Here is a 24872-nt window from a genome sequence, read left to right on the forward strand (position 1 = left end):
CCAACATCAAGGAGACTCCGTGGCAACACGAGTAGACGTTGACCTCACCTCAATGCAATGGCATGCAGACCCTGCCGACGATTACTTCGGGGCGCCATTCATTGACCAGTCAGAATGGCATGAATCGCCGGTGCCGCACCACTATGTACATGGCGGCTTTACGGGGACTGACACTCGATTCTCATTTTACCTTCCGGAGGAGACGGCCTATGAAGGCCGCTTCTACCAGCACGTGACTCCTGTGCCTCAAAGTGAAAATCTGGCCACACAGGAAGGGGAAGCCGGCTATGACTTGGCATTCTTCCTGGGGACGGGTGCCTACTTCATTGAAACAAACGGCGGGGGCCCGAACGCCGCTAATCCTTTTTCGGGCCTCGACCCCCTCATCGGCGCCTACCGCGCAAATGCAGCAGCAGCAAAGTTCTCACGCTTGGTGGCTGCCGCTCTCTATGGTGACCACCGTCCCTACGGATATCTTTTCGGCGGGAGCGGAGGGGCCTACCGTACCTTGGGTGCCTCCGAAAATACAGAGGGCGTGTGGGATGGCTTCGTGCCCTTCGTTCCAGGCAGCCCCATGTCCATCCCCAATGTCTTTAGCGTCCGCATGCATGCGCATCGGATCCTCCGCGATGTCTTTCCCGAGATTGTAGACGCCTACGACGTGGGCGGCGATCCATCAAGTCTGCGCCTGACAGAAGAGCAGTCTGCAGCCCTTCAAGAAGTCACGCGGATGGGGTTTCCGCCGCGTTCTTGGTTCGGCTGGAAAACGATGGGAATGCACGGATTCAGCGTCCTTTACCCAGGAGTTATGGCCGCCGATCCAACGTATGCCAACGATTTCTGGACAATCGATGGATATCTGGGTGCGGACCCTCGCTCCTCAGTTCACAGGGATCGACTGCAGCTAAAGACAACCATCGAAGAACTGCTCTCCACATCGGCAAATAAGGGTGAGGTCCAAAACGGAGGCGGCGTCGATGAGTCGTTCCTGGCTCTCGGTGGCACTGCTCACTCCGTTACAGCCCTCAGGTTTGCAGATGATGCTCAGGGGTGGTTCCTTGGCGCACAGTTGACAGTGACCAGTGGCGATCATGCGGGTGCCACAATCCGGCTCGCCCAGGTCACTGGCCGCATCGCAGAAGTCGAACCTAATCAGGCGGAAATTATCGCGAAGCTCGAGGTTGGCGATCAGGTTCTTATCGATAACTCCAACTTTCTGGCGGCGCAGACTTATCACCGACACCAAGTGCCTGACAGTGAGTACACAGTCTGGGACCAGTTCAAGAGCGAGTCGGGGGAACCGCTGTATCCGCAGCGTCCGATGCTCGTCGGTCCCCTCTTCGCTAAAGGGGCCGCCGGAACTGTTCCAACGGGCAACGTCAGCGGGAAAGTCATCACCGTCGCCGCGCTGTTGGACCGTGAGGCATTTCCATGGCAGGCCGACTGGCTTCGGCGCCGAGTGGAAAATCACCTGGGCGATGACGCCGAAAACCGTTTCCGGATCTGGTACATAGACAATGCGGTGCACGGGGACGCTGCAGAACAAGAGTTCGCCGATCGCACAGTCAGCTACCTTGGGGCGCTCGAGCTTGCGCTGGTGCAATTGGCGGCATGGGTTGAGCGCGGCATTGAGCCATCGCCGAACAGTGTGTACGAAATTGCCGACGGACAAGTGGCCGTACCTGCGCGTGTCGAGGATCGCGGTGGGATCCAGCCCGTGGCCGTTCTCCTGGCAGATGGGGTTCCGAGTGTCGAGGCCCGGGTCGGCGAATCCGTCAGCTTCACACTTGAGGCGACCGCACCTACCGGGAGTTGCATCGTCGAAGTCGTTCCGGTAGAAGACGGAGTGCTTCAGGAAGCTTTGCCAATAGAGCCTGGCCTGCACGTGACTGTTGGCCTTGAGCGGACCTACGCCGCTCCAGGAACCTACTTCCTCGCCGCTCGTATTGCGGCCCAACCAGAAAGCTACGCTGACTCACCCAACTGTCGGGTACTGAACATCGTTCGAGCCCGCGTGACCGTCAAGGAATAGGGGCGAACGGCAGACAGTTTCCTGCATCCATCACCGCGGGATTCACTCTGGAATCTTGCTGAAAACACGAAGAAGGGCGCCCAGACATGGTCGCCCTTCTTTCGCTCACTTGAGATGCCCCGCAAGGACCTCGGAAGATGCAGTCGCAGCTTGAAGGAGCTCACGTCAGAAAAGGAAGCCATGGATATAAGTAACCCGGAAATCCGACGGTAAATGAATGCGAGACTGAACTAACCATGCTGAGCCCCCTCACGCGCACCCAGGTAGAGGTGTCCACGGTGGTCACCCAGAAGGGAATCAAGCTATGAGCATCCATTCCGTTATCCCGGCGCCGCTACAGGTCACACCCCTTTCATCCTCGGTACCTGTGGGCGCACTCAGATCACTCACGGTCAGTGACGTCCGCTTCCTACCGGTGGCAGCACGATTTCGTGAAGACCTCCGTCTATGGGCAGGCGTGTCGTTGCCCGCCCCGGAAGTGACCTCCGTTCCCCCAACAGGCGGAATCCATGTGACCCGCCCTCACGGAAACGGCGTTCGATCGCGCACACTTAGCAGCAAAGAAGCCTACGGCTTGTCGGTCACCTCTGAAGGCGTCATCGTTGAGGCCCATGACTCCGAGGGACTCTACAGAGGGTTGACTTCCCTAATACAACTCGTGGGGACCGCGGAGGGCGATCTTTCTCAACTGAAAATCGTCGACAAACCTGCATTGAGGTGGCGCGGCCTTTCCCTGGACGTAGCAAGGTCCTTTGTTTCCGTTGAAGACATCAAGCGAACTATCGACGTCATCGCTCTGTACAAGTTCAACACCCTGCACCTGCACCTGACCGACAATGAAGCCTGGAGGCTGGAGATAGAGTCCTGGCCGCTGCTGACACCTCCGCCCTCCCACGGGGAGGCCCGACAGTATTACACCAAGTCGGAGTTTTCGGACATCGTCAGCTACGCCGCTGAGCGTTTCGTATCCGTAGTTCCAGAAATCGATATGCCGGGGCACTCAGCAGCTGCAATCCGCGCTTACCCGCAGCTCAGTTCACAAGGGGTAGCCGCCGCCGATGAACAGTTCCCCGTTGCCAATATGGACGGCGCCCCCGGATTCGTGAGCAAGTTCGTACGGGACGTGCTCAGTGAGTTAGCAGCGATGACACCAGGGCAGTACCTCCACATCGGCGGAGACGAGGCATTCGGGATGACGCCAGATGACCAGGCCGACTTTGTTCGGAGCGTCGTGAGCGTAGTAAAAGACCTCGGCAAAAGCGCAATTGGCTGGCAGGAAACATGTCGAGCTCAGCTCGGCCCTGCTCAGGTCGTTCAATATTGGATAGATTTCGCGGATGAACTGGCCGCGCGGAGCAACGAACCCAGGGCATACGCTTCAACGAGTGCCTCGGAGGACGCGTCGGAAACTGCCCCGGGGCTCGCAGGAGAAACGGCCGCGTTGCTTGCCGAGAGCTTCCTACGAGCCGTGGGTGACAAGGAACGGATCAACGAGCAAAGCACCGATGTCATACTGTCGCCGACACGGAATGCCTACCTCGATCGTCCGTATGCGGAAAGCTCCATATCCATCGGACAAAAGAACCTCGGTGATCGTCTAGGACTGCCGTTCTACCCTCCAACCCACCTTCAGGATTACCTCGAATGGAATCCGGTCGCAGCGGCGCAGCCCATAAATCGGGAACGAATTCTTGGCATAGAAGCAGCACTATGGGGCGAAACAATTCACAGCCCCGAAGACTTGGAGGCGCTACTGCTTCCGCGGCTGCCGGGTCTGGCGGAAGTTGGCTGGGCGGAGCCGGGCACGGCTAAATGGGAACATCACCGGGCCCGCCTTTCCATGCATGCTCGCCTGTGGAACCGGTTCGGGTGGAATTGGTTCCAAGTGGACTCCATCGACTGGAGAGTCTGACGATCGTCATCTTCAAGCAGCCGGTTCCAAGGAGTAGCTGGCTTCCTCCTCGGGGAGCTCACGAACTGCGGCCGTAGCAATCCCCCGGCTCGGGAACCATCAATGTGCCCGAAGAAGAGACCGATCTCCTCAGCAAGCAGTGTTGCGATCAATCCCGGGTCGGACAGGGTTACATTGCCGTCAGCGGAACCAGCGGAGATGCACCCATACTTCGAACCTCCCCCGCAGGGAATACGTCAGTCGAACTGCCCTGACGATTCACCTGCGACGGCGGCCTGGCCCCTATAAGGCGGTGAGGCCGCCGTCGACCGTAAACAGCCCGCCGGTGGCATAGGCGGAATCGTCGCTGGCCAGGAAGACCATGATGCCTTCCACGTCCTCGGCACGACCGGGGCGTCGGAGCATGGTGGCATCCACCAGCCCGGCCCGCTGTTCCGGGTTCTCGGCAATGGTCTGCACCAACGGGGTTTCCGTGTAGCCGGGGACCACGGTGTTGACCCTGATTCCCTCGGCTGCGTAATCGGCGGCGACCACCCTGGCGAGGCCGTGGACGCCGGCCTTGGAGCTGGTGTAAGCAGTGAAAGTGCCTCCGCAGGCCACCACGGCGGTGGGGCTTCCGGTGCAAATGATCGAGCCGCCGTGCTTCAGGGAACGAACGGCGTGCTTGAGGGTCAGGAAAGCGCCGCGCTGGTTGATCCGGACAGTCTTTTCCCACACCTCCAGGTCCAGCTCTCCGACGCGTGCGTCCTGCCCGAAGAGCTGGACCCCTGCGTTCGCGACCACCACGTTCAGCGACCCCTGCTCAATCACCGCAGCGTAGGCCGCTTCGACGCTGGCTTCGTCCGAGACGTCCATCAGAAGCGGCCGGGCAGCCTCCGAACCGGTTTCCTTGGCGGCGACAACGGCAGCCTCGTAGTTCAGGTCAGCGAAGTACACCGTGGCCCCTTCGGCCACGAAACGGCTGGCCACAGCCCGGCCAATGCCGGACGCGGCTCCCGTGACCAGTGCGGTCTTTCCTTCGAGTCGTGCGTTCATCATGATTCCTTTTCCAAAGTTCCTCAGGGCAGCAGCACAGTGGTGGTCTGCCATGGTGCAAGTTCCACGTCCCGGTATTCCCCGGAGGGGCCGATGAACCGTATGGCAGAGGCGAAACCTGTCAGGTTGGCTGCGAACACCAGCAATCCATCCGCCGTCCGTATCGGGTAGGCGGCGACAGTCCCGGGTTCCGTGCAGGTCAGCACCTCCCGCCCACGCAGTGAAGCGAGTTGAAGCAACAACTCTCCTGCCGGAGCCCCAAGCTCGACGCCGTAACTCACGGAGGCCACCCCGGGAACGGTCAAAGCCGCAACACTGCCCAACAGCCACGCCGCCGCGAAAGGTGTCTCCCGCAGAGGATCACGCGATGGAAGTTCCTCCGCAAGAGGGGCCTCCGTGGCAACTGCATTGAACCGGGGAGCCAAGGTCACGGGCCCAAGATGCAGCGGCCTGCTACCTGCAATGCGGCCCGCCTCCCGCGCCGTCAGCGATTGCATGGCCAAGGTCTCGATGACCGCCTCGCGTTCCACGGCGTGCATCTGCGGCGTGATCGAGTAGGTTACTCCCCCGGCTTCCGGAACAGCGCTGCCCGGGTTGCGGTTGAGCTCGGTGAAGTGGCCGCGCGCCCCGGCGAGCAGTTCGCCGTCGTACGTCAATTCCTTGGCCTCAACAGCAACCGCATCCCACAACTCCGCCTCCGTCACGTGGCTGGCGGCACTGTACACGCCAAGCCGCACGACTCGGTCCAAAGGCAGGGACCGCAGTACGGCAACGGCCTCCGCCGGGGAGGAGGCAACAATCCGGGCATCAAGCGGAAGACCCAGCCTGGAAGCCAACTCCACAGCAGCTTCCACGGAGACACAGCCACTCCCCGGCACGGGGTCCAAAGCGAGCTCCGCGAGCAAGGACCCAATCCCAGGCAACGCGCAGGGCCCAGGCATCGGGTCCGAGGCGAGCTCCGCAAGCAAGGACCCAACCCCCGAGATCCCCAACTCCGGAACCACCCCCACGGCCTCCGACCCAACCCGCACCGCCTGCCGGGCACTCAGCCGAAGGCTCTGGCTGACCGTGTCCCCTTCCCGATGCATCACAGGGAAGGGCCGCGACAAGGGTGTGCTGTAGGTCTTGAACGAGGCGTCCGTCCAATTCCGCTGGTCCTCGGTTTCGAACACGTCGCCCTCAAAGTTCAGTTGGTACGCAACACCGTCCCGTTCCCAGGAAAGCGCAGCGATATCCACGAACGGCTGATGGGCACTGATGTGCTCGGGGAAGGCCGACTCCGTAAGGACCCCCGCAGGAGACGTCACCGTCACGGCCCGCCCGGCGTCGTCGGGCCGGTGCAGGACCACCAGGCCGATCCGGTTCGAAGCGAACTCCGCCATGGCGGTCCCCTCGAAGACGACGGAAACGCCGAGACCGTCCAACACCACGGACACCCGTCCCGCGTACCGGTCGGTGTAGCCCTCCCATTCAACGTCCAGGCCCAAGCGCAACGAATCGCCGGTTTCCTCAACCCGGCAGGACACCACCGAAGGGGTCAACGTGAGCCAGTTGCGGTTCCGCACCACGGCCCGGAGCCCCCGCAACACGGGCAATCCCCTGTGCCGGATATCGGCAAGCTCATCGCCACGGAGGTCCACCGTCCACGGACCAAACGCATACATGCCCATGAACCGCTAGGCCTCCACAGCGCGCAGCCGCAGCGCGATGAATTGCCGGCCCGGGAGTTCCACGCGGAAACGCCCGGAGAACGTCCCCGGGAGTGTCTCCATCGTCATGTTCCACGTGTCGATCACGTCGATTTCAAAGGTGATGTCCTGGGGCTTCACGAACCGGCGGTAGGTGGGCTGGAAGAAGCCGAAGTAGATGAGCTCGTGCTGGTTCTCCAACCCCGCACTAACCACGTCCCAGTGTCCCGGGAGCGGTTCGAACCGTCCGCCCGGTGCATCTTCCTGGATGCGGCGGAGGAAGCCGATGCGCTCGGGGCTGCTTCCCTTGAAGGATCCTCCCTTGGCCCACCAGAGCACGTCCTCGGAGTCCATGTACGTTTCGCCGTGGCCTACGTACCCGCCGCGCATGGCGCCTTCCCAGAAGCGGCGCGTCATTTCTTCGCCGGTGATATTGCCCCAGCCTTGGTCGATGTTGCCCTCATAAGCGCATTCATCGATGACGATCGGCTTGCCGTATTGCTCGCGCCATTCGGTGGTCATTTCGGCCGTCTTGTAGATGTCCCGGCGCTGGATGCTGCAGTGCGTCACCCACGGCCGGCTGTGGTCGTAGAACTCGCGGCAGTTGTGGATGGAGAGCAGGTGCGCGTTGGGATCGTTGGCGGTCACGATGTCCGCGATGCGTTCCCAGTCCTCGGTGGACTTCTCGAACATGAGGTCGTATTCATTGGCCAGGGACCACCAGATGTTTCGCTTGGAAGCCAGCCGAGCCACGGCGTACTTCACAAACAAGTCGTCCTGGTCCGGGCTCATGGTAGAGAAACCCCAACGGTCGTAGGCGTGGAACAGGATCAGGTCCGCTTCGATGCCCAGTTCCTCCAGCTGGTCGATGCGGCGCTCCAGGTGTGCCCAGAAAACAGGGTTGGGACGCAGGTAGTCGAAGCCCTCGGCAACTGATCCCTCATACGGGTAGATCTCCGGTTCGTTCTCGTTAAACAGGTAGGACTTCGGGAACACGCACATGCGCATCTTGTTGAATGGGCCCTTGGCCAGGGTCTCCAGGGTCTCCTGTTCCAGGGCGTCGCCCTGATGCGTCCACACGTAGGAAGTGGTGCCGATCGGCAGGTAGGGGGTGCCGTCGTCGTAGGCGAAGTGGAATTGCTCGGCGACCCGCACCAGGCCGCGCGAGGCGGCCTCACCGGCGTCGAACGTTCCACTGATGCCGTTGAGCGAACGGGCGTTGCTGCGCGTCGTGAAGGTCCACCGCCCGGCTTCCGGTACCAGCAGACGAATCCGGTAGGTGCCGTTGCCGTCGTAGAAACCGGGAACGGTGAGCTTCGTGCCGGCGCTGGTGAAGTCCGCAAGAAGTTCGACGTCGGTGAACGGGTTTCCATGTTCGGGCCCCTTGAGCTCCACTTCGAACGGCGACCATTTCGCGGCCGTCGCAGCGAAGCCCGCCTTCGCGCTGCCTTCCGTGGTGCCATCCGCTTCATAGTCCGGCTGCGGGACAGACACGTTCGACGACGGCAGTGCGGGCGTCTGCGACGGGTCGATCGCGGTGATCCTTGCCAGGATGTCGGCACAGAGCACCTCATCGTCCCGGAGGCGCTCTTCGGTGCCAAGGATGAGCCCAAGCGGGTAGTGGTACAGGGTGTGCAGGATCGGGTTGCTCGCCAGTTCGGGAATTTCAGCGGAGATGATCCGATGCGCGGAGGCGTCGCGCATCACATCGAAGAGCGGTGTGTCTGGGGTGAAGGTAGACATGGTTCCTTTCAGGGTCAGCCGGCAGCGCATCCGCGCCATACGAAAGGACCAATGCCACTTCTGACTTTGGCTTTCAGGCGCCGGTGACCATGAACGGCTACTCTACGTGCACAACAAGACTAAAACAGCATCGCATGCGGTTTTAAATTGGACAACCATCTCGACCATACCGTCGCTAAGATTGCTCTGGCATGTGGATATCTCGAGGATGAGGTTGGTCCGAAACTTGCCCTGCTGCGGCCTCGCCACCCGGGCCCCAAACCCATCCGCGGCCTGGCTTGAGCATCCCGATGTCGACCCCGAACACTGGCGCGGCAGCCGCAACCAAGCCGCGGGGCCCGAGCCGCACATCGACTTTCTGCCTGACCCAAGAACCGGTGTTCGCCCCAAGGCGGATAACACGATAGGAATGTGATGTGAAAGCAGCAACGATTTATGATGTGGCCCGCGAGGCGGGTGTTTCGCACCAGACCGTGACCCGGTATCTCCAAGGTTTCGAAGGAATGCGCCCCGCCACGCGCGAACGCGTCGCGGCCGCCTTGCGAACCCTCGACTATCGCCCCAACAGCGCAGCCCGGCTGCTGAGAAGCCAACACACAAACCGTATCGGTGTACTCGCTGACCGCATCGACGAAAGCGGTCCGAGTCGAATTCTCAGAGGAGCTAGCCAACTGGCTCATGAACGGGGATATGTACTGGACATTGTGGTGGCGGACGGCACGAGTCCGGCAGCAGTCGAAGCCTCCCTGGCAGTACTCACGGAACATCAGGTCGCAGGCATCCTCGCCACAGCTCAAACCCAAATCGTCTACGAGGAACTCCGCAGACATTCCTTCAGTGGCCCAATGGTCCTGGGCTCGCAGTTCGGCGTTAGCGACGAAGGCCCCTCGCTGAGTGAACTCGCCGGCCGGCTCGCCGCTGATCACCTGCTGGATCTCGGACATCGCCATATTGGTTATGTCGCAGGATCCCAGATGTGGCTCGCCTCCGCTGGACGTTTGGAAGGATTCCGGCGGAGGGTCGAAGAACGGGGAGGCCAGCTCGCCTGGGTGCGGGAAGGCGACTGGTCTGCCGCCTCGGCTTACCGGGTCTGGGAGGAACTCAGCTCCGCCGAGAGGCGGATAACCGCCGTTGGAGCTGCCAACGACAGTATGGCCATGGGACTGATATCGGCAGCCCACGCCTCCGGCCTGTCGGTACCGAACGACCTTAGCGTCATGGGCAACGACGACATACCGGAAGCGGCATACTACCTTCCAGCTCTGTCTACACTTGCCATGGACTTCGAGGCCGAGGGCCGAGTGGTGCTTGATGCACTCATTCGCGAAATAGAGGGTCGAAACCAGACGGCGAAGCCGTCGCTTGCGAGCCCTCGAATCGTGGCCCGGAAATCTACGGCCCGCCTGCGCTAAGCCATGTAGCAGGTCTACCGGGTCTTGCCATAAGCAGCAAATGAGACTAACCTCACTAGAAATGTTGTCGACAACATACCTAATTCTTCTAAGAAAGCGATTCATTTATGGCTACGAAGCCAACCTTCTCCGGGATCCTTTTCGGGGCCGCGTACTACGCGGAGTACCAGCCGCAGGGGACCCTTGAGAGGGATCTCGATCTGATGCGCAAGGCCGGCTTCAACGTTATCCGGGTCGGCGAATCGGTGTGGTCCACGTGGGAACCGCGAGAGGGTGTATTCGAACTGGATTGGCTGGAGCCGGTCCTGGATGGCGCCTACGAGCGGGGAATCGGCGTCATCCTGGGTACGCCGACCTACGCCATTCCTCCGTGGCTTCAGCGACTCCACCCCGAGATAGCGGCCGAACGGCGGACGGGGACCCGGAATGGCTGGGGTGCTCGACAGGAAATGGACCAGAGCGAACCAGCTTATCGGTATTATGCAGAGCGCGTGGTAAGGAAGGTCATCGCCCGGTACGCGAACCATCCGGCTGTTATCGGCTTCCAGGTTGACAACGAACCGGGCTTCCAGTTGCCACATAACGAGCAAACGTTTCAGCGCTTCATCGAATGGCTCAAGGACCGGTACCGCACGGTAGAGAACCTGAACGAACAGTGGGGTCTGGTCTACTGGTCCCACAGGCTCTCCGACTGGGCGGACTTGTGGAGGCCTGACGCCAACACCGTGCCCCAGTACCAGCTCGAATGGAGACGATTCCAAGCCACACTGGCAACGGAACTCATCGCTTGGCAGACCGCCATCGTCCGTGAATATGCGAACCCCGACCAGTTCATCACGACGTGCCTTTCCTACAGTCGATCTCAAGTTTCGGATGACGAGATCGTCCAGCCTTTGGACGTCGTCGCCGGCAATCCCTATTACAAGATGCAGGACGGACTTGAGCACGGCGTCGAAGTGCCTCGACCGGAACTGTGGTGGTCCACGGGAATCTGGGCCCTGTTTGAATGGGGCGACCGGGCGTACTCCTCTGCTCAATCACAATTCCTGGTCACTGAGACGAATGCGCAATCCGTCGGCGACCCATGGCAGAACCATCCCCCGTATCCGGGCCAAATCAAACAAGCAGCTTTCGCTCTCTTAGCACGCGGCGCTCGAATGATTGAGTATTGGCACTGGCACACACTTCACTTTGGTGCGGAAACTTACTGGGGAGGGGTTCTCCCGCACAGCCAAGAACCCGGTCGGATTTATCACGAAGTCGCCGAACTCGGCGCGAGTCTGGAAAAAATCGGGACAACGCTGGACAACTATGTACCCGACGCTAACGTGGCCATGCTCTACTCCACGGACACGAAATGGTCTTATGAGGCGTATCCCCCACTCCCGGCACCAGAAGGAGGACCAGACCGGAGGGCGTATGAAAAAATCTTTGATGCGTTCTACCGAGGATTGTTCGACGCCGGAGCACAGGTGCGCATCCACCACGTTCGTCAGTTCTTGGACACGCCTTTGAACGACTTTCTGGCACGATTTCCCATCTTGGTGGTGCCCGCACTCTACGTCGTGGACGACGTGACCCTGAAGTGGCTGAAGGAATACGCAGCCGCGGGTGGTCACCTTGTCACCGGAGTTCGGAGCGGCTACGGCGACCACCTTGCTCGTGCCCGAATGGAAGTTGCTCCGCCCCTCATGACGGACGCAGCCGGCCTGACCTATGACGAATACAGCAACCTTGACCGGGAACTGCTCGTACAGGGTGCCGGGAGATTTGACCTCGAAGAGGGCTCGGCGGGCATAGATTGGGTAGACATCCTCAAAGTTGGATCCGCTTCCACCCTGGTTACGTTCGACCACAATGAACTTGGCGCCCATGCAGCAATCACGACCAACAGCTATGGGAAGGGCAGGGTCACCTATGTGGCCACAGTTCCTAACCCAGCCCTGGGAAGGAGTCTGGGACGCTGGCTCGTTCCGGACAACGCCCGTCGGAGGTGGGCAGCTGACCCGGCAGTAACCATCTCCACGGGAACAACGGACAAATCCACTCTCACTTTCGTCTCAAACTGGTCTGCGGAAAGCGCGGAGATCACGGCTCCTTTCTCTGTACGACATCTCGAATCGGGCGCCGAATACAAAGCAGGCAGCCTCGTGACCCTTGAGCCTCGTTCCACCCTATTGTTCGAGGCCGCCCACACCAATCAACTCGCTCATTCACCCTCCCAACCTACGGAAAGAAATCATGAAAACACGTAAGACAGCAATGCTGCTGGGATCGATCACGCTTGCCAGCGCGATCGTGCTAAGCGGCTGCGGCACCTCCTCACCTGGCGCTACCCCCTCGACAGGTCCAGTTTCCCAGGCCGATATTGACAAGGCACTCGACACACCCACAACGCTCACCTACTGGACCTGGATCGACGGCGTCCAGCAGTCAGTTGACATGTTCAAAAAGAAGCACCCGAAGATCGATGTGAATGTTGTCAACGTCGGCTCCGGAGCAGACGAATACGCCAAGCTGCGGGCGGCCCTCAAAGCCGGCAAGGGTTTCCCCGACGTGGCCCAAATCGGCTACGACTATCTCGGTTCCTTCCAGCAGACCGAAAGTCTCCTGAACCTTGCTCCGTACGGAGGCGACAAGCTCAAGGACCAGTTCACTGAATCGACATGGAACCAGGTATCAAACAAGGACGGCGTCTGGGCTGTTCCTCAGGACTCCGGTCCGCTAGGGACTCTGTACCGGGACGACATCTTTAAGAAGGCCGGTCTCGACGGGGCTCCTGCAACTTGGGACGACTTCGCAACCGCTGCGGAAACCATTAAGTCGAAGACCGGTTCCTACATCACCAATATGCCAGGCAATGACATGCCGCAGTGGGTGGGCATGTTCTGGCAGGCCGGAGTGAAGCCCTTCGAATACAAGGGCGGCACCGAAGTCGGCATCAAGGTCAACTCCGACGAGGCCAAGAAGGTCATCGGCTACTGGCAGGATCTCATCAAAAAGGACCTGGTCTCCGTGGACCCTGACTTTACGGATGAGTTCTACCAAGGTCTTGCCAAGGGCAAGTACGCCAGCTGGGTTGTTCCTGCATGGGGCCCCCAGTTCCTTCAAGGAACGGTGAAGGACACCAGCGGGTTGTGGCGGGCAGCGGAACCTCCACAGTGGACCAAGGGTGCCCACGTTTCAGGTAACTGGGGTGGATCATCCAACGCGGTCATAGCCAAGACCGCCAATCCCATTGCAGCTTACGAACTGGCCAAGTTCGTGAACTCCGAGCTTGAGTCCACGATCCACCTCGCTAACGACGCATCCCTTTTCCCAACGACAACGAAAACGTTGGAGTCTGCGGAATTCACCGATGCGAAGAGCGAATTTTTCGGTGGCCAACAGGTGAACAAGCTCTATGCAGAGATCGCAACGAACGTCGATCCAAACTTCGACTTCCTGCCCTTCATGGATTTCGCGAACTCGTCCTTCAACGAAACGCTTGGCACGGCAATCACCAACCGCGGTGATCTCCTCGCCGGTCTGGACGCGTGGCAGGACAAGTTGGTCAACTACGCGAAGCAGCAAGGCTTCACCGTCAAATAACACATCGCCTGCCCGGGGCCAGCCCCGGGCAGGCACCATCAAAGAAGAAGACAATGAGCACAACCACCATCCGGCGCCGCCCCAGCCGCCTGCGTCGACCGCAAACCATTGCGGCTTGGACGCTGATAATACCCTTCCTAGTCGTTTTCGTCGCCATGTTTGTCGTACCGCTGGTCTACTCGGCATACCTTAGCCTTTTCACCTCCCAGCTCGTCGGAGGGACCGTCTTCAGTGGATTCTCGAACTATGCCCGCGCCCTGCAGGACCCTAGTTTTTGGGCCGGGCTCGGCCGGGTCTCTCTGTTCCTGTTTATCCAGGTACCGATCGGCATTGCGCTCTCAATCTTCTTTGCACTCGCGCTTGACAGCGGTCGTGTCCGTGGCAGCAAGCTCGCCCGACTCTTGATCTTTGTTCCGTATGCCGTTCCCAGCGTCGTAGCTACCCTGATGTGGGGATACCTGTACGGCAACAACTTCGGCCTGATCACGCAGATCTTCGAGGCCTTGGGAATGACCAGACCTGACCTGCTGTCAGCCGATAAGATCACCGGATCGATGATGAACATCCTGATCTGGGAATACGTCGGCTACAACATGATCCTTCTCTATGCTGCCCTGCGGTCAATTCCCACAGACCTGTACGAAGCAGCCGAAATTGACGGTGCGGGTCAATGGAGAATCGCATGGAGCATCAAATTGCCCGCCATTCGGCCCGCCATCCTCCTGACCGTCATTTTTTCAATCATCGGATCATTCCAACTCTTTAACGAGCCCAACCTTCTCTTCAACATCGCGCCGAATGCCGTCGGCACCGACTACAGCCCGAATCTCTACGCGTACAGCCTGGCATTCAAGAACCAAGACGTGAACTACGCTGCTGCGATTGCCTTCCTCCTCGGACTCATCATCGCTGTTATCTCATTCATCGTGCAGACGCGCGCAACCCGAAAGGAGCGATAGAGATGACTGCCTTGAAGGAAGAACAATCCACTCAGATGAACCGGACACGCGTCGCACGCCGCAACCCTTCCTCCCCACAGCGAAAGCAGCGGAGCACACTGATCACCGTTTTCCTGTGGATTTCAGTGCTTTACTTCGTGCTGCCTCTACTCTGGTTGTTCGTCTCCACCACCAAGAACAACAGTGATCTCTTCGGAACCTTCGGTCTCTGGTTCGGCAGATCCTTCGAGCTGTTCAACAACGTGGGAAACCTTGTTTCCTTCCAGGACGGAGTCTTCTGGCAGTGGATGCTGAACACCGTCCTCTACGCATCGGTAAGTGCGATCGGCGCGGCGCTCCTGTCGACGGCATGTGGATATGCGCTTGCCAAGTACCAGTTCCGTGGAAACTCGGCGGTGTTCGCCATCATTCTGGGAGCCATCATGGTTCCGCTAACAGCCCTTGCATTGCCTACATACTTAGTCTTTGCAGCAGGCAACCTGACTGACACCCCGTGGGCCATTATCCTGCCCTCACTCGTAAGCCCATACGGCGTCTACCTTATGAAGGTCTATGCCGCGGATGCCGTTGACGATAGCCTCCTGGAAGCGGCCCGGATAGATGGTTCAGGCGAAATGCGCACCTTCGCGACTATCTCCATGCGTTTGATGGCGCCAGGATTCGTGACTGTGTTGTTGTTTCAGCTCGTGGCGACGTGGAACAACTACTTCCTCCCACTCATCATGCTCAACACACCGAATCTCTATCCCGTAACCGTTGGGCTTGCTCAATGGCAGGCAAACGCTTCGGCGGGTGGTGGCGCGCAGGTCCTGTTCTCAACTGTGCTCACCGGTGCCATGGTGTCCGTCATTCCTCTCATCGTAGCGTTCCTGTTCCTACAGCGCTTCTGGGTCTCCGGCCTCGCAACGGGTGGAGTGAAGGGATGATTCCGTCCCGGCCAGTCATTCCAGGATTTCACCCAGACCCGAGCATTTGCCGGGTTGACGGCAACTACTATCTCGTGACCTCCAGTTTCGAATACTCCCCCGGCGTACCGATCTTCCGATCTGATGACCTTGCGAACTGGAGTCAAATCGGCAACGTACTGAACAGGAGTGAGCAGCTCCATAACGTCGGTATTAGGGATTCGGGGGGCATATACGCCCCCACACTCCGCCACCACGAAGGCACGTTTTGGATGGTGACGACAAACGTAACGGATGGGCCGGGGCAAATCCTCGTCACCGCAGAGAACCCAGAGGGTCCTTGGTCAGCCCCTGTACGAATCCCCCAGGCATTGGGTATCGATCCTGACCTCGCTTGGGGAGATGACGGGCGATGCTGGCTTTCGTGGTCGGGACGCCTGACCGGGGGAAATCATGCAATCCTTCAGGCGGAGCTGGATCCAACTAGTGGATCGCTCCTGAGCGAGCCTTCAGCTATATGGCATGGAACTGGAGGCCAGTATCCCGAGGGCCCCCACCTCTTTCGACGAAACGGCTACTGGTATCTCGTCATCGCCGAGGGCGGAACAGAACGTGGTCATGCGGTCACCGTGGCCAGGTCCACAACACCAAACGGTCCGTTTGAGTCCTGTCCCTCCAACCCGTTGTTAACGGCGAGGAGCACGGACTGGCCTATTCAAAATACCGGACATGCCGACTTGGTTCAGCGACCCGACGGATCCTGGGCCGTCGTCTTCCTCGCCGTACGCACCCAGGGCTCCACACCATCTTGGCATGTCCTCGGAAGAGAAACATTTGCCGCGGCAATTGAATGGCAGGATGATTGGCCCGTGATGGGTTCCCCCATTGAACCGACAGATGGGGGCGTTTTCACCGAAGCCCTGGCGGGGTCCGTCCCGCTTTCGTTCGTTTCACCTTCGGGTCTGCCAACTGGGCAGCTGCGAAACCATGATGCGAAATGGGAATTGGAGTCAACAGGGCCACACACCTTCGTGGGCCGCCGCCAAGAGCACCTCTTCACAAGCACGCGTGCCATCCTTGAATCAGGTGCAGCTTTGGAGCTGCGTATCGACTCCCGCCATCACGTCACTGTGAGCGCCGGCGACGGGATACATGCCGTCGCAACAATCGGCGGCATCCAGGTTCATCTTGGTGAACTGGCCACCAACGGCGCGACAGCGGTCGAAATCCTCACCGCACCGCCCACGGGACCTGAAGGCACACCCGAGCACGGTCCAGATCTGGTAGTTGTGCATGCCCATCTCAACAACGAGTGGCAGGAAGTCGGGCGGATCGACGGACGTTACTTCTCCACTGAGGTTGCAGGCGGGTTTACCGGCCGCTTCATCGGAATCAGCACACAGGAACAGCAGGCACTCTTCAGCGACTTCGTCTACCGTGGTAGCGACGACTACGAGCTCCTTCTCTCCGCACTGCCAACGGAGTCATGAAGATATGACTAGCCTTTCCCCTTACCCGGATTCCGGGCAGCACACGATGGGCATCGATATCGGCGGCACAAAAACGCAAGCCGTTGTCCTCGACCGGAACGGCGGTGTTGTAGCGTCGGCATCCCTGCCCACACGACAGGGCGCCGAGTCGGTCATAGAAACCACCCATACTGTCTACGACATGGTCAGCAAATCCACCGGACCAGTCACCAGCATCGGTGTCGGAGTACCGGGGGTCGTCGACGCATCTGGTCGCGTGCAGCATGCAGTCAACGTGGGCCTTGTGGACGTAGATCTGGCCAGGGCCCTCACGTATCGTCTCGGAACCAAGACAGTTGTTAGCAATGACGTCAGCATGGCAGCTCTGGGCGCCGCGCACCACCGCGACGATGCAAAGTCCCTGGCTCTGCTAAACCTAGGCACCGGTCTGGCGGTTGGACTGGTCATTGGAGGCGAACTCTACAAAGGCGAGACATCCGTGGCCGGCGAGATCGGCCACCTCCCCGTCGATGAAACAGGGCCACGGTGCAAATGTGGGCAGCGGGGCTGCCTCGAGCTGTACGTCTCGGGTTCAGCCATCGCCCGCATGTGGCCAACCACTCACGGCCACCCGGCCGCAGATCTTTTCTGCAAAGCCAGCGCCGGGGAACCGGCGGCCTTGGAGATCCAGGAGAGGTTCATATCCCGCCTCGCCTGGACGGTGCAGCAGATTGTTGTCGCCTTCGATGTGGCAGAGGTGGTCATCGCCGGAGGACTGAGCTCCCTGGGGCGGGGCCTGACTGAACCTCTGTTGGATTGCCTCCGAATCAAGGCCAGAGAGTCGCCGTTCGTAGAGTCCCTTGAGCTCGAACGACGGGTTCAACTGCTGCCGGCTGACTACCCCGCCGCCGCCATCGGGGCGGCCCTCCATGGTGCCGGTCTAGCCGGCGGGATGACACGAGACGCGATACCGAGTTCCGCCTAGCGCTGAACACTGTTGGCATGCGGCCGGCAATGACAAAACCCGACTCCCCCTGCTGGTGCCGTTACTAACGAATCCAACACCAAAAACTGCACACCTGAGCCATCTGTCCTCAGAGACGGCTCAGGTCGCTGCCAAGAGACTCTGTGGTCAAGTGCCGCCGCAGAGAAGACATACACAACAACACGAAAGGCAAGACGGAATGAAGAGTAAGTACAGCGCCGTGCGTATACTCGCAGGTGTCATCGCAGCAAGCGTCAGCGTGGGGATGGCCGTTGGAGGGCCTGCAACGGCGGCCCCGAATGACTCCACATCCACAACATCCACGACAACCACATCGCCGCCCGTGACAATTCCCGCTCTACGATCCTGGACCCCCGGACAAGGACAATTCACGTTCACGCCGACAAGCCGTATCCTCATTGCCTCCGGCGACATGCCCAAACTGAAGTCCGTCGCAGACCTCCTTGCCTCCGAACTCGGCAGTAGATTCGGCCGAAAAGTTCAGGTGGCAGGCAACGGGAACAACCCTCGCCCGGGCGACGTTGTGCTGCAGATTCAAGGCAACGCCGCGGACATCGGCGGTCAAGGCTACAAGCTAACTGTGAACAACAGCATCACCATAACCGCAACAACACCAGATGGAGCCTTCAACGGCACACGCACTGTTCTGCAGTCACTAAAAAACGGAACCACGGTCTCCGCCGGGACAGCGACCGACTGGCCAACGTACCCCGAACGTGGAGTCATGATCGATCTGGGCCGCATGTACTTCACGCTCGACTGGCTCAAGGCACGCGTCCGGGACATGGCAAGCCTCAAGCTGAACACCCTAGCCCTTCACCTCAGCGATGATGAAGGTTGGCGTGTGGAGAGCAATCTTGGGCTGCAGTCCGCCCAGTACCTGACCAAGAACGAGATCAGCGCGCTCGTGGATTACGCAGCGCAGTACCACATCACAGTCATTCCCGAAGTCGACATGCCAGCCCACCTCGGAGCACTGTTGCAAAAGTATCCGCAATACCGCCTTGTCGATAAGGACGGCAACGTCTCCCCAACAAAAATCGACTTCACGATCCCTGCGGCACGCCAACTACTCAAGCAGGTCGTCGCTGAGTACCTGCCTTTGTTCCCCGGGAAGTACTGGCACCTCGGTCTCGACGAGTACCTTTCCAACAGCCAGTTCAACAACTACCCGCAACTTCTGAACTACGCCAAGACGACCGTTGGACCCAATGCAACCGCCAAGGACTCCATCATCGCTTTTGGCAACGAGATGAACGCGTTTATCCGCGACGCCGGAAAGACCGGACGAGCCTGGAACGACAATGTTGGACCCGGTACAACAATTGAACTCGACAAGAACATCGTGATCCAGTATTGGACTGACTCCGACAGCGAGGACTTTTTTGGCCCCAACGGCCCCTTCACGCCACAGACGCTTCTCAGTAAGGGCTACGAGATCGTTAACGACAGTCTCCTGCCGACCTACGCGTACCCCACTGGTGGCCAGACACCCCAGATCCATCCGAACTACCTGTATGACTCTTGGTCGGTTGATCAGTTCTACGGGTACCTCTACTTTGAGCAAAACGGCCAGTACGTCAAGGTTGCGCCAACAAAGACAGTGCCAGTCGGTGCTCCCGGCGTCCGTGGATCCATGCTCAACGTCTGGAACAGCGGGGGCACCTGGACTCAGGACGAGGCAGCCGCTGACATCTACCCGCGCATGCGTACCATGGCACAAAAGACATGGAACTCACCTCAACCGGCGGCCAACTACACCGACTTTCTGACCATCATCAATCAGGTGGGATCGCCCAACGACTGAATCGAAGCCGAACAGCCGCCCGCGCGTAAACGTGCCGGCGGCTGTTCGGCCAGACGTACCGCTTGAGCTTCATCGCTGCCCGAACCTCTCGAACGTTCCCATGGCAAGATGCACCACAACGTCACCGATGGACGCCGGCCGTAGGGACTGAGACGTATTCACTAAAGCTCCCCACTGCACAAAATCTGCCGCCATCCGAGAGGGCATCCATGTCGCCACGTTCCACTGATCCAGTCGTCAGAACCGAAACCGGCCTTGTCCGCGGTTTCTGGCGCATCTCTCCCCCCAAGAACCGTGCGTCGGCAGCGTTCCTCGGTATCCCCTTTGCGCAGGCACCCGTCGGGGACCTTCGCTACGCGGCACCAGTACTTCCACAGCCGTGGGAAGGACTTCTCGACGCCACCCAATACGGCGCCACGGCCCAACGCGGTGACCCTGGCATCACCCTGATCCCTGAGCCTTCAATTGCAGGCGACTCCGTCCTGAACGTTAATGTCTTCACTCCTGAGCCTGCGGAGTTGGACGATCCGCTACCTGTAATGGTTTGGATTCACGGTGGCGGCTATATCAGCGGTTCGCCCGCTTCACCCTGGTACGACGGTCGAACATTCAATCGCGGCGACGTTGTCACGGTCACAATTTCGTACCGCCTGGGTTTTGAAGGGTTTGGTCACATTCCCGGGGCTCCATCGAACCGGGGTGTTCGTGACTGGCTTGCGGCCCTGGAGTGGGTCCGCCGTAACATCTACGCATTTGGGGGCGACCCATCGCAAGTTACCATCGCTGGCCAATCCGCTGGCGGCGGGGCGGTGCTTACGCTACTTGCGATGCCGGCAGCCCAGCACCTATTCCGCGGTGCTTGGGCACTATCTGGCGCCCTTGCCGATATCCCCCACCCGCGGGCCGCAGCTTTGTCGGTACAACTAGCTGAACGTCTTGGTGTTGAATACTCGCTGTCGGGCTTCTCTGCCGTGACCGAGCAACAGATCATCGATCTGCAGCAGAAGGCAGCGGTCTCTGAAGAAAATGATGACCTGTCGGCTATAAAAAGCGTCCTTTCATCGGGCCCTGCCATTGGGCCGACGGTCGACGGTGAGCTTCTACGAGAGCCTTCGTTAGAGTCGCTCCGGAAAGGCATCGGAGCCGATAAGCCTCTAGTGCTCGGTTCAACGGATGACGAGTTCACCATGGCCACGGATCACGTGAGGAGCAAACTGCGGTTCGTGCCGCCGTCAATCGCTTTATCGAAACTGGTAAACGGCCGCACGCAACGGCGAGCCTACCTGGCTGACAACCGAGCACAGCGACGCCTGGGGACGGCCGCAGTGGTGGGCCGCTACATCGGCGACGCAATTTTTCGATCGACGGTAGTTAGAACGGCGCAGGCCCGCGGTTCGGCCCCCACTTGGGTGTACCGATTCTCGTGGGCTTCTCCCACCCGCCGCTGGGCTTTGCATTGTGTCGACGTCCCGTTTTGGTTCAACTGCCTGAACGAACCCCACGTAGCTGACATCGCGGGAGACAAACCTCCGCAGAGCCTCGCTGACGAAGTGCACGGCGCTGCGCTCAAAATGATTCGAGAAGGCCGACCTGGGTGGAAGCCCTGGTCAGAAAGCTCGGGAACAACGCGCATTTTTGGAGGGGCGGTTTCCGGCCCTGACGTTGTGCCTGATGGATATCACAGCGTGCGCGCCCTCGTTTAAGAGCCGAGACGCACACTTCCGCCTCCAGCCAAATGCCTAAAGCTCCGGGAGCATCTGCCGGTCCGCCGGTGCTGCGTCCTGTCTGTCTTGGGAATGCCCATGCGGTCGCATGGAACTACGGCTCCGTCGTTCTCGGCCGGACCCTCGACGACGTTCTGACTTCAGAAGCTTGTGGTACGCGCCTGTCGCTTGGACCCGACCCGATAATCTCCCCCGGTACTGCTGCGGGGCTCAGCACGCCCAATGCGCCTAAGCACTTTGACATCCCAGCTCGTGGGGCAAGGACCTGCCATCATGATTTTCTTTCAGATCCCAGCGACGAGGCACGGGGAATCACTGCAGCTTCCAAACACTATCCACCCGACCCGGCGTTCTCGAGGCGTTCGAACACCTCATCGACGATCACCCGAAAGTCCGCTCCGTCCTGCGGGGCCCAACGCTCCCAAGCGACATCGACTGCGGCAAGGCCGGAGGTTGCCAAGATGCGTGCGGTAAAACTGTCGCCGACGTGTTGGTCAAGTGCGGCAACAAGTGCCTCCGTGTTGACGGCACGGCGTTCCAGCAGCCGTCGCTTCAACGCCGGTTCGCTGGCGATCAGCCTCAACCGTGCCCGCAGGGCCTCAGGCTCGGCAGTGGCGGTCAGAACAACAGGTTCAATTGCTGCCCGCACCAAACGCCAACCGCTAGGGATTGACTCTTGGGGCAGCTCCCTAAGCGCGTCTAAATAGTTGATCTTCGCGCTTTCAACGGACGCGACCACAACATCTTCCTTGCTGCCAAAGTATCGAAAGAACGTAGCCCTGGAAATCCCGGCCTCCTTGGCCGCGTCGTCAACTGTTACGGCGTATCCGCGCTTGAGGAACACGTCCAGGACCGTCCTCGCCAAATCAGCCCTTACGGCCTCACGTGTTCTGTCCCGAATGTTCATATCCATAATCCTAGTATAGGATCTGAGATGCAGTATCAAAACAGATATTGAATCTCAGAGATTCCCAGCGCTTTCAAGGAGAGCCAATGAGTTCAGTCGGCACGGCGACGGAAACGTCAGCCACCACTAAGGGAGTACGACCCAGTGCGGTCATTGCCGTGCTCGCGTTCGCGGGCATGAGCGCGTCGTTTATGCAGACCATCCTTATTCCAATTCAGGCCAAGCTTCCCGAGTTGCTGAACGCGGATCGCGGGGACACTGCATGGGTGATCACCGTCACGCTACTGGTCTCAGCGATTTGCACCCCGATCTCGGGGAAGCTCGGCGACATGTACGGTAGGCGCCGCGTCGCCGTCGTCCTTCTCGCCCTTTTGGTGAGCGGATCGATTATTTGCGCATTGTCCTTGGGCACCGTTCCTTTGATCATCGGACGAGGTCTGCAAGGAACGGGTATGGGTGTCATACCTCTTGGTATCTCGATCCTTCGCGACACTGTGCCAAAGGAACGCCTCGGTTCTGCTATTGCACTGGTGAGCGCAACTCTTGGTGTGGGTGGCGCGTTGGGACTGCCTATCAGCGCACTAGTCACCGAACATTTCGACTGGCACGCACTCTTTTGGCTCGCCGCCTGCCTTGGCTTGGTGTCCCTGGTTCTTTACTTCCTTGTGGTCCCCGCAAGAAGCACAAAGACTCATGGTCGCTTCGACTACGTTGGGGCAGCGGGACTGGCCCTTGGACTGACGGGCCTGCTCCTTGCTGTTTCCCGTGGCAATGAGTGGGGATGGACGAGTGCGTCGACGTTGACTTGGCTGGGCGTCGGAGTGATCACTCTCCTGCTCTGGGGGTGGTATGAACTGCGCCAGCAAAACCCGCTGATCGACATGCGAGTCAGCGCCCGCGGAGCTGTCCTAATGACAAATCTCGCGTCAATCGCAATGGGCTTCGCGTTGTTCTCCTCCAGCATCGTCTTTCCGCAACTCCTTGAGCTTCCCGAATCCACCGGGGGTCTTGGACTCAGCCTGCTCAACGCGAGCCTGATCCTGATGCCGTCTGGCCTTGCAATGCTCGCGATGTCTCCCGTCGCCGGCCGAATCGAACGCCTGATTGGGCCAAAGCCCCTACTCACGGCCGGGGCGGTCATTATCGCGGCGGCATACCTGGCGGCGGTCCTCCTGGACATGAACATGTGGCTGGTTCTTGTAATCAACACCGTGATCGGCGTCGGGATAGGCCTGGGCTATGCCGCAATGCCCACCCTCATAATGCAGGCTGTTCCAGCCCACGAGACGGGTGCCGCGAACGGCCTGAATACACTGATGCGGGCGCTTGGCACGAGCGTAGCGGCCGCCGTCATCGCCGCAGTCCTCGCGAACTCCGCGGTAGCTACAGCAGCAGGACCGATACCGACAAAGGCCGGATTCGACCTCGCCCTTATGTTTGGGCTGGCCGCCGCCGTCCTCTGCGCAGTCATTGCAACCCTGATCCCCCGGCCCAAGCGAGCTATCGACAATGAGAACGCCCTGCCGGAAACCATGGCAGAGGAGCACGAACTACTGCCGACGAAGTAGGACCCCCGGCCGCGCTGGAGGCTGCCTGCCAGCGCAAGATGCAAACACAAGTAGAACCAGATTCCGACTAAGGAGACCCACACCGTGAGCAAGACTCCACTGACCTCGAAAAGTACCATTCAGGACTGGCTGAACGACGCCGTGGGCGGCCCCATCCTGCGCGGACTACTCGTCCGGGGAGGCCAAACGGAAGAGGACCTGCGACCGGCGCTCCAGCTCAGCCTCCGCTCCCTTGTCGAGCTTGGTCAGGGACGGTTTCCTGCAGAACTTGTGGACACCCTGGTCAAGGAGGCAAACGGCGGAGTCATCCCCGCAGAAGAGCAGGAAGAAGCCCACCAAACGTCCCGCGGTCAGCGCTTCCTTGGCAGGACTGTGATCGTGACCGGAGCAGGATCAGGCATCGGGCGTGCATCCGCGAGTCGCATCGTCCGCGAGGGCGGCCGTGTCGTAGCCGTGGACGTGGCATCCGGCCGACTCAACGATCTCGCTGCCGCCTGCCCGGACGGATCGCTGGTTCCTGTAACAGCGGACATTACTTCCAGCGAAGGCATCGAAGCGATTATGGCTGCGGCAGGCGAACGGATAGATGGGCTTGCCAATGTTGCAGGAATCATGGACGGCATGACGCCTCTGCACGAAACGGAGGACGAACTGTGGCGCCGCGTATTCTCCGTAAACGTCGACGGCACTTTCGCGCTTAGCCGCGCCGTTCTGCCGGTAATGATCGCACAGGGTCGCGGAGCAGTGGTCAACGTCGCCTCGGAAGCTTCCCTGCGAGGGAATGCTGCAGGCACGGCCTACACCGCTTCCAAACACGCGGTGGTGGGCATTACCAAAAGCGCGGCGTTCCTCTACGGCCCGTCCGGCGTCCGGACCAACGCCGTGGCACCAGGACCCACGGCCACTGGAATCGAAGGCAGCTTCTCCTCAACGTTCACCCGTGATCGCCTCGCCGCTTTTATGGCACTCATCCCGCCGGTCGCCGACGCCGACCAAGTGGCAGCGTCGATCACCTGGTTGCTCAGTGATGATGCCGCCAACGTCAACGGCATCACCCTCGCTTCGGATGGTGGATGGTCCGTGCAGTAGAAGTGCACGGCATCCCCATTCCCTC

Annotated in this window: 17 protein-coding genes and 1 pseudogene; 14 read left to right on the top strand and 4 right to left on the bottom strand. The window is 59.9% G+C overall.

Features of this window, described 5'->3' with window-relative positions; translation table 11 throughout:
• Window positions 1–19: 19 nt before the first annotated feature.
• A complete protein-coding gene (locus tag PQ627_RS02125; protein WP_274258163.1) occupies window positions 20–2032 on the top strand; it encodes a hypothetical protein in 2013 nt (670 codons plus the stop codon).
• Between the two features lie 304 nt (window positions 2033–2336).
• The gene (locus tag PQ627_RS02130; RefSeq protein ID WP_274258164.1) at window positions 2337–3944 is read left to right on the top strand and encodes a family 20 glycosylhydrolase; all 1608 of its coding nucleotides are present in this window, start codon (window positions 2337–2339) and stop codon (window positions 3942–3944) included.
• Between the two features lie 282 nt (window positions 3945–4226).
• Here the strand turns inward: PQ627_RS02130 and PQ627_RS02135 are convergent, their stop codons facing one another.
• Genes PQ627_RS02135 through PQ627_RS02145 form a run of 3 tightly spaced genes read right to left on the bottom strand, consistent with a single transcriptional unit; the run spans window position 4227 to window position 8410 of the window.
• Window positions 4227–4982, bottom strand: coding sequence for an SDR family NAD(P)-dependent oxidoreductase (locus tag PQ627_RS02135; RefSeq protein ID WP_274258165.1), 756 nt, complete (start codon window positions 4980–4982; stop codon window positions 4227–4229).
• A gap of 20 nt (window positions 4983–5002) precedes the next feature.
• Complete coding sequence (locus PQ627_RS02140; protein ID WP_274258166.1) at window positions 5003–6649, bottom strand: hypothetical protein; 1647 nt, start codon at window positions 6647–6649, stop codon at window positions 5003–5005.
• 6 nt (window positions 6650–6655) lie between these two features.
• Window positions 6656–8410 (bottom strand): DUF5605 domain-containing protein, encoded by a 1755-nt coding sequence (locus tag PQ627_RS02145; RefSeq protein WP_274258167.1) that lies wholly within the window; start codon window positions 8408–8410, stop codon window positions 6656–6658.
• Between the two features lie 416 nt (window positions 8411–8826).
• Between PQ627_RS02145 and PQ627_RS02150 the strand changes: the two genes are divergently transcribed.
• The 10 genes and pseudogenes from PQ627_RS02150 (at window position 8827) to PQ627_RS02195 (ending at window position 21262) form a co-directional block, all read left to right on the top strand.
• Window positions 8827–9822: a LacI family DNA-binding transcriptional regulator gene (locus PQ627_RS02150; protein WP_274258168.1), complete on the top strand. Its 996-nt coding sequence runs from the start codon at window positions 8827–8829 to the stop codon at window positions 9820–9822.
• A 107-nt stretch (window positions 9823–9929) separates the two neighbouring features.
• Window positions 9930–12077, top strand: coding sequence for a beta-galactosidase (locus tag PQ627_RS02155; RefSeq protein WP_274258169.1), 2148 nt, complete (start codon window positions 9930–9932; stop codon window positions 12075–12077).
• Window positions 12064–13413 carry an ABC transporter substrate-binding protein gene (locus PQ627_RS02160; protein ID WP_274258170.1) on the top strand — a complete coding sequence of 450 codons (1350 nt, stop codon included), beginning with the start codon at window positions 12064–12066 and terminating at the stop codon, window positions 13411–13413. The genes PQ627_RS02155 and PQ627_RS02160 overlap by 14 nt, the downstream gene beginning before the upstream one ends.
• Before the next feature lie 53 nt (window positions 13414–13466).
• On the top strand, window positions 13467–14372 hold the full coding sequence (locus PQ627_RS02165; RefSeq protein WP_274258171.1) for a carbohydrate ABC transporter permease: 906 nt from the start codon (window positions 13467–13469) through the stop codon (window positions 14370–14372).
• 2 nt (window positions 14373–14374) lie between these two features.
• Window positions 14375–15298, top strand: coding sequence for a carbohydrate ABC transporter permease (locus PQ627_RS02170; protein WP_274258172.1), 924 nt, complete (start codon window positions 14375–14377; stop codon window positions 15296–15298).
• Window positions 15295–16134 (top strand): annotated as a pseudogene (locus tag PQ627_RS02175) (glycoside hydrolase family 43 protein); the annotation flags it as partial. The gene PQ627_RS02170 and the pseudogene PQ627_RS02175, both read left to right, overlap by 4 nt.
• A gap of 174 nt (window positions 16135–16308) precedes the next feature.
• On the top strand, window positions 16309–16767 hold the full coding sequence (locus tag PQ627_RS02180; RefSeq protein ID WP_274258353.1) for a hypothetical protein: 459 nt from the start codon (window positions 16309–16311) through the stop codon (window positions 16765–16767).
• A 4-nt stretch (window positions 16768–16771) separates the two neighbouring features.
• On the top strand, window positions 16772–17731 hold the full coding sequence (locus tag PQ627_RS02185; RefSeq protein WP_274258173.1) for an ROK family protein: 960 nt from the start codon (window positions 16772–16774) through the stop codon (window positions 17729–17731).
• A gap of 343 nt (window positions 17732–18074) precedes the next feature.
• Window positions 18075–19559, top strand: coding sequence for a beta-N-acetylhexosaminidase (locus tag PQ627_RS02190; protein WP_274258174.1), 1485 nt, complete (start codon window positions 18075–18077; stop codon window positions 19557–19559).
• A gap of 209 nt (window positions 19560–19768) precedes the next feature.
• Complete coding sequence (locus PQ627_RS02195) at window positions 19769–21262, top strand: carboxylesterase/lipase family protein (RefSeq protein ID WP_274258175.1); 1494 nt, start codon at window positions 19769–19771, stop codon at window positions 21260–21262.
• A 352-nt stretch (window positions 21263–21614) separates the two neighbouring features.
• On the opposite strand, the gene PQ627_RS02200 is transcribed toward PQ627_RS02195, so the two are convergent.
• Window positions 21615–22196: a TetR family transcriptional regulator gene (locus PQ627_RS02200; protein ID WP_274258176.1), complete on the bottom strand. Its 582-nt coding sequence runs from the start codon at window positions 22194–22196 to the stop codon at window positions 21615–21617.
• A gap of 80 nt (window positions 22197–22276) precedes the next feature.
• Here PQ627_RS02200 and PQ627_RS02205 point away from each other — a divergent pair, with 80 nt between their 5' ends.
• Entirely contained in the window at window positions 22277–23758 is a 1482-nt protein-coding gene (locus PQ627_RS02205; RefSeq protein WP_274258177.1) for an MFS transporter, read from the top strand.
• A gap of 84 nt (window positions 23759–23842) precedes the next feature.
• Window positions 23843–24847: an SDR family NAD(P)-dependent oxidoreductase gene (locus tag PQ627_RS02210; protein ID WP_274258178.1), complete on the top strand. Its 1005-nt coding sequence runs from the start codon at window positions 23843–23845 to the stop codon at window positions 24845–24847.
• The last annotated feature ends 25 nt before the right edge of the window (window positions 24848–24872 follow it).

It is taken from the genome of Paenarthrobacter sp. AB444, assembly GCF_028736865.1.
Lineage (GTDB): Bacteria > Actinomycetota > Actinomycetes > Actinomycetales > Micrococcaceae > Arthrobacter > Arthrobacter nicotinovorans_B.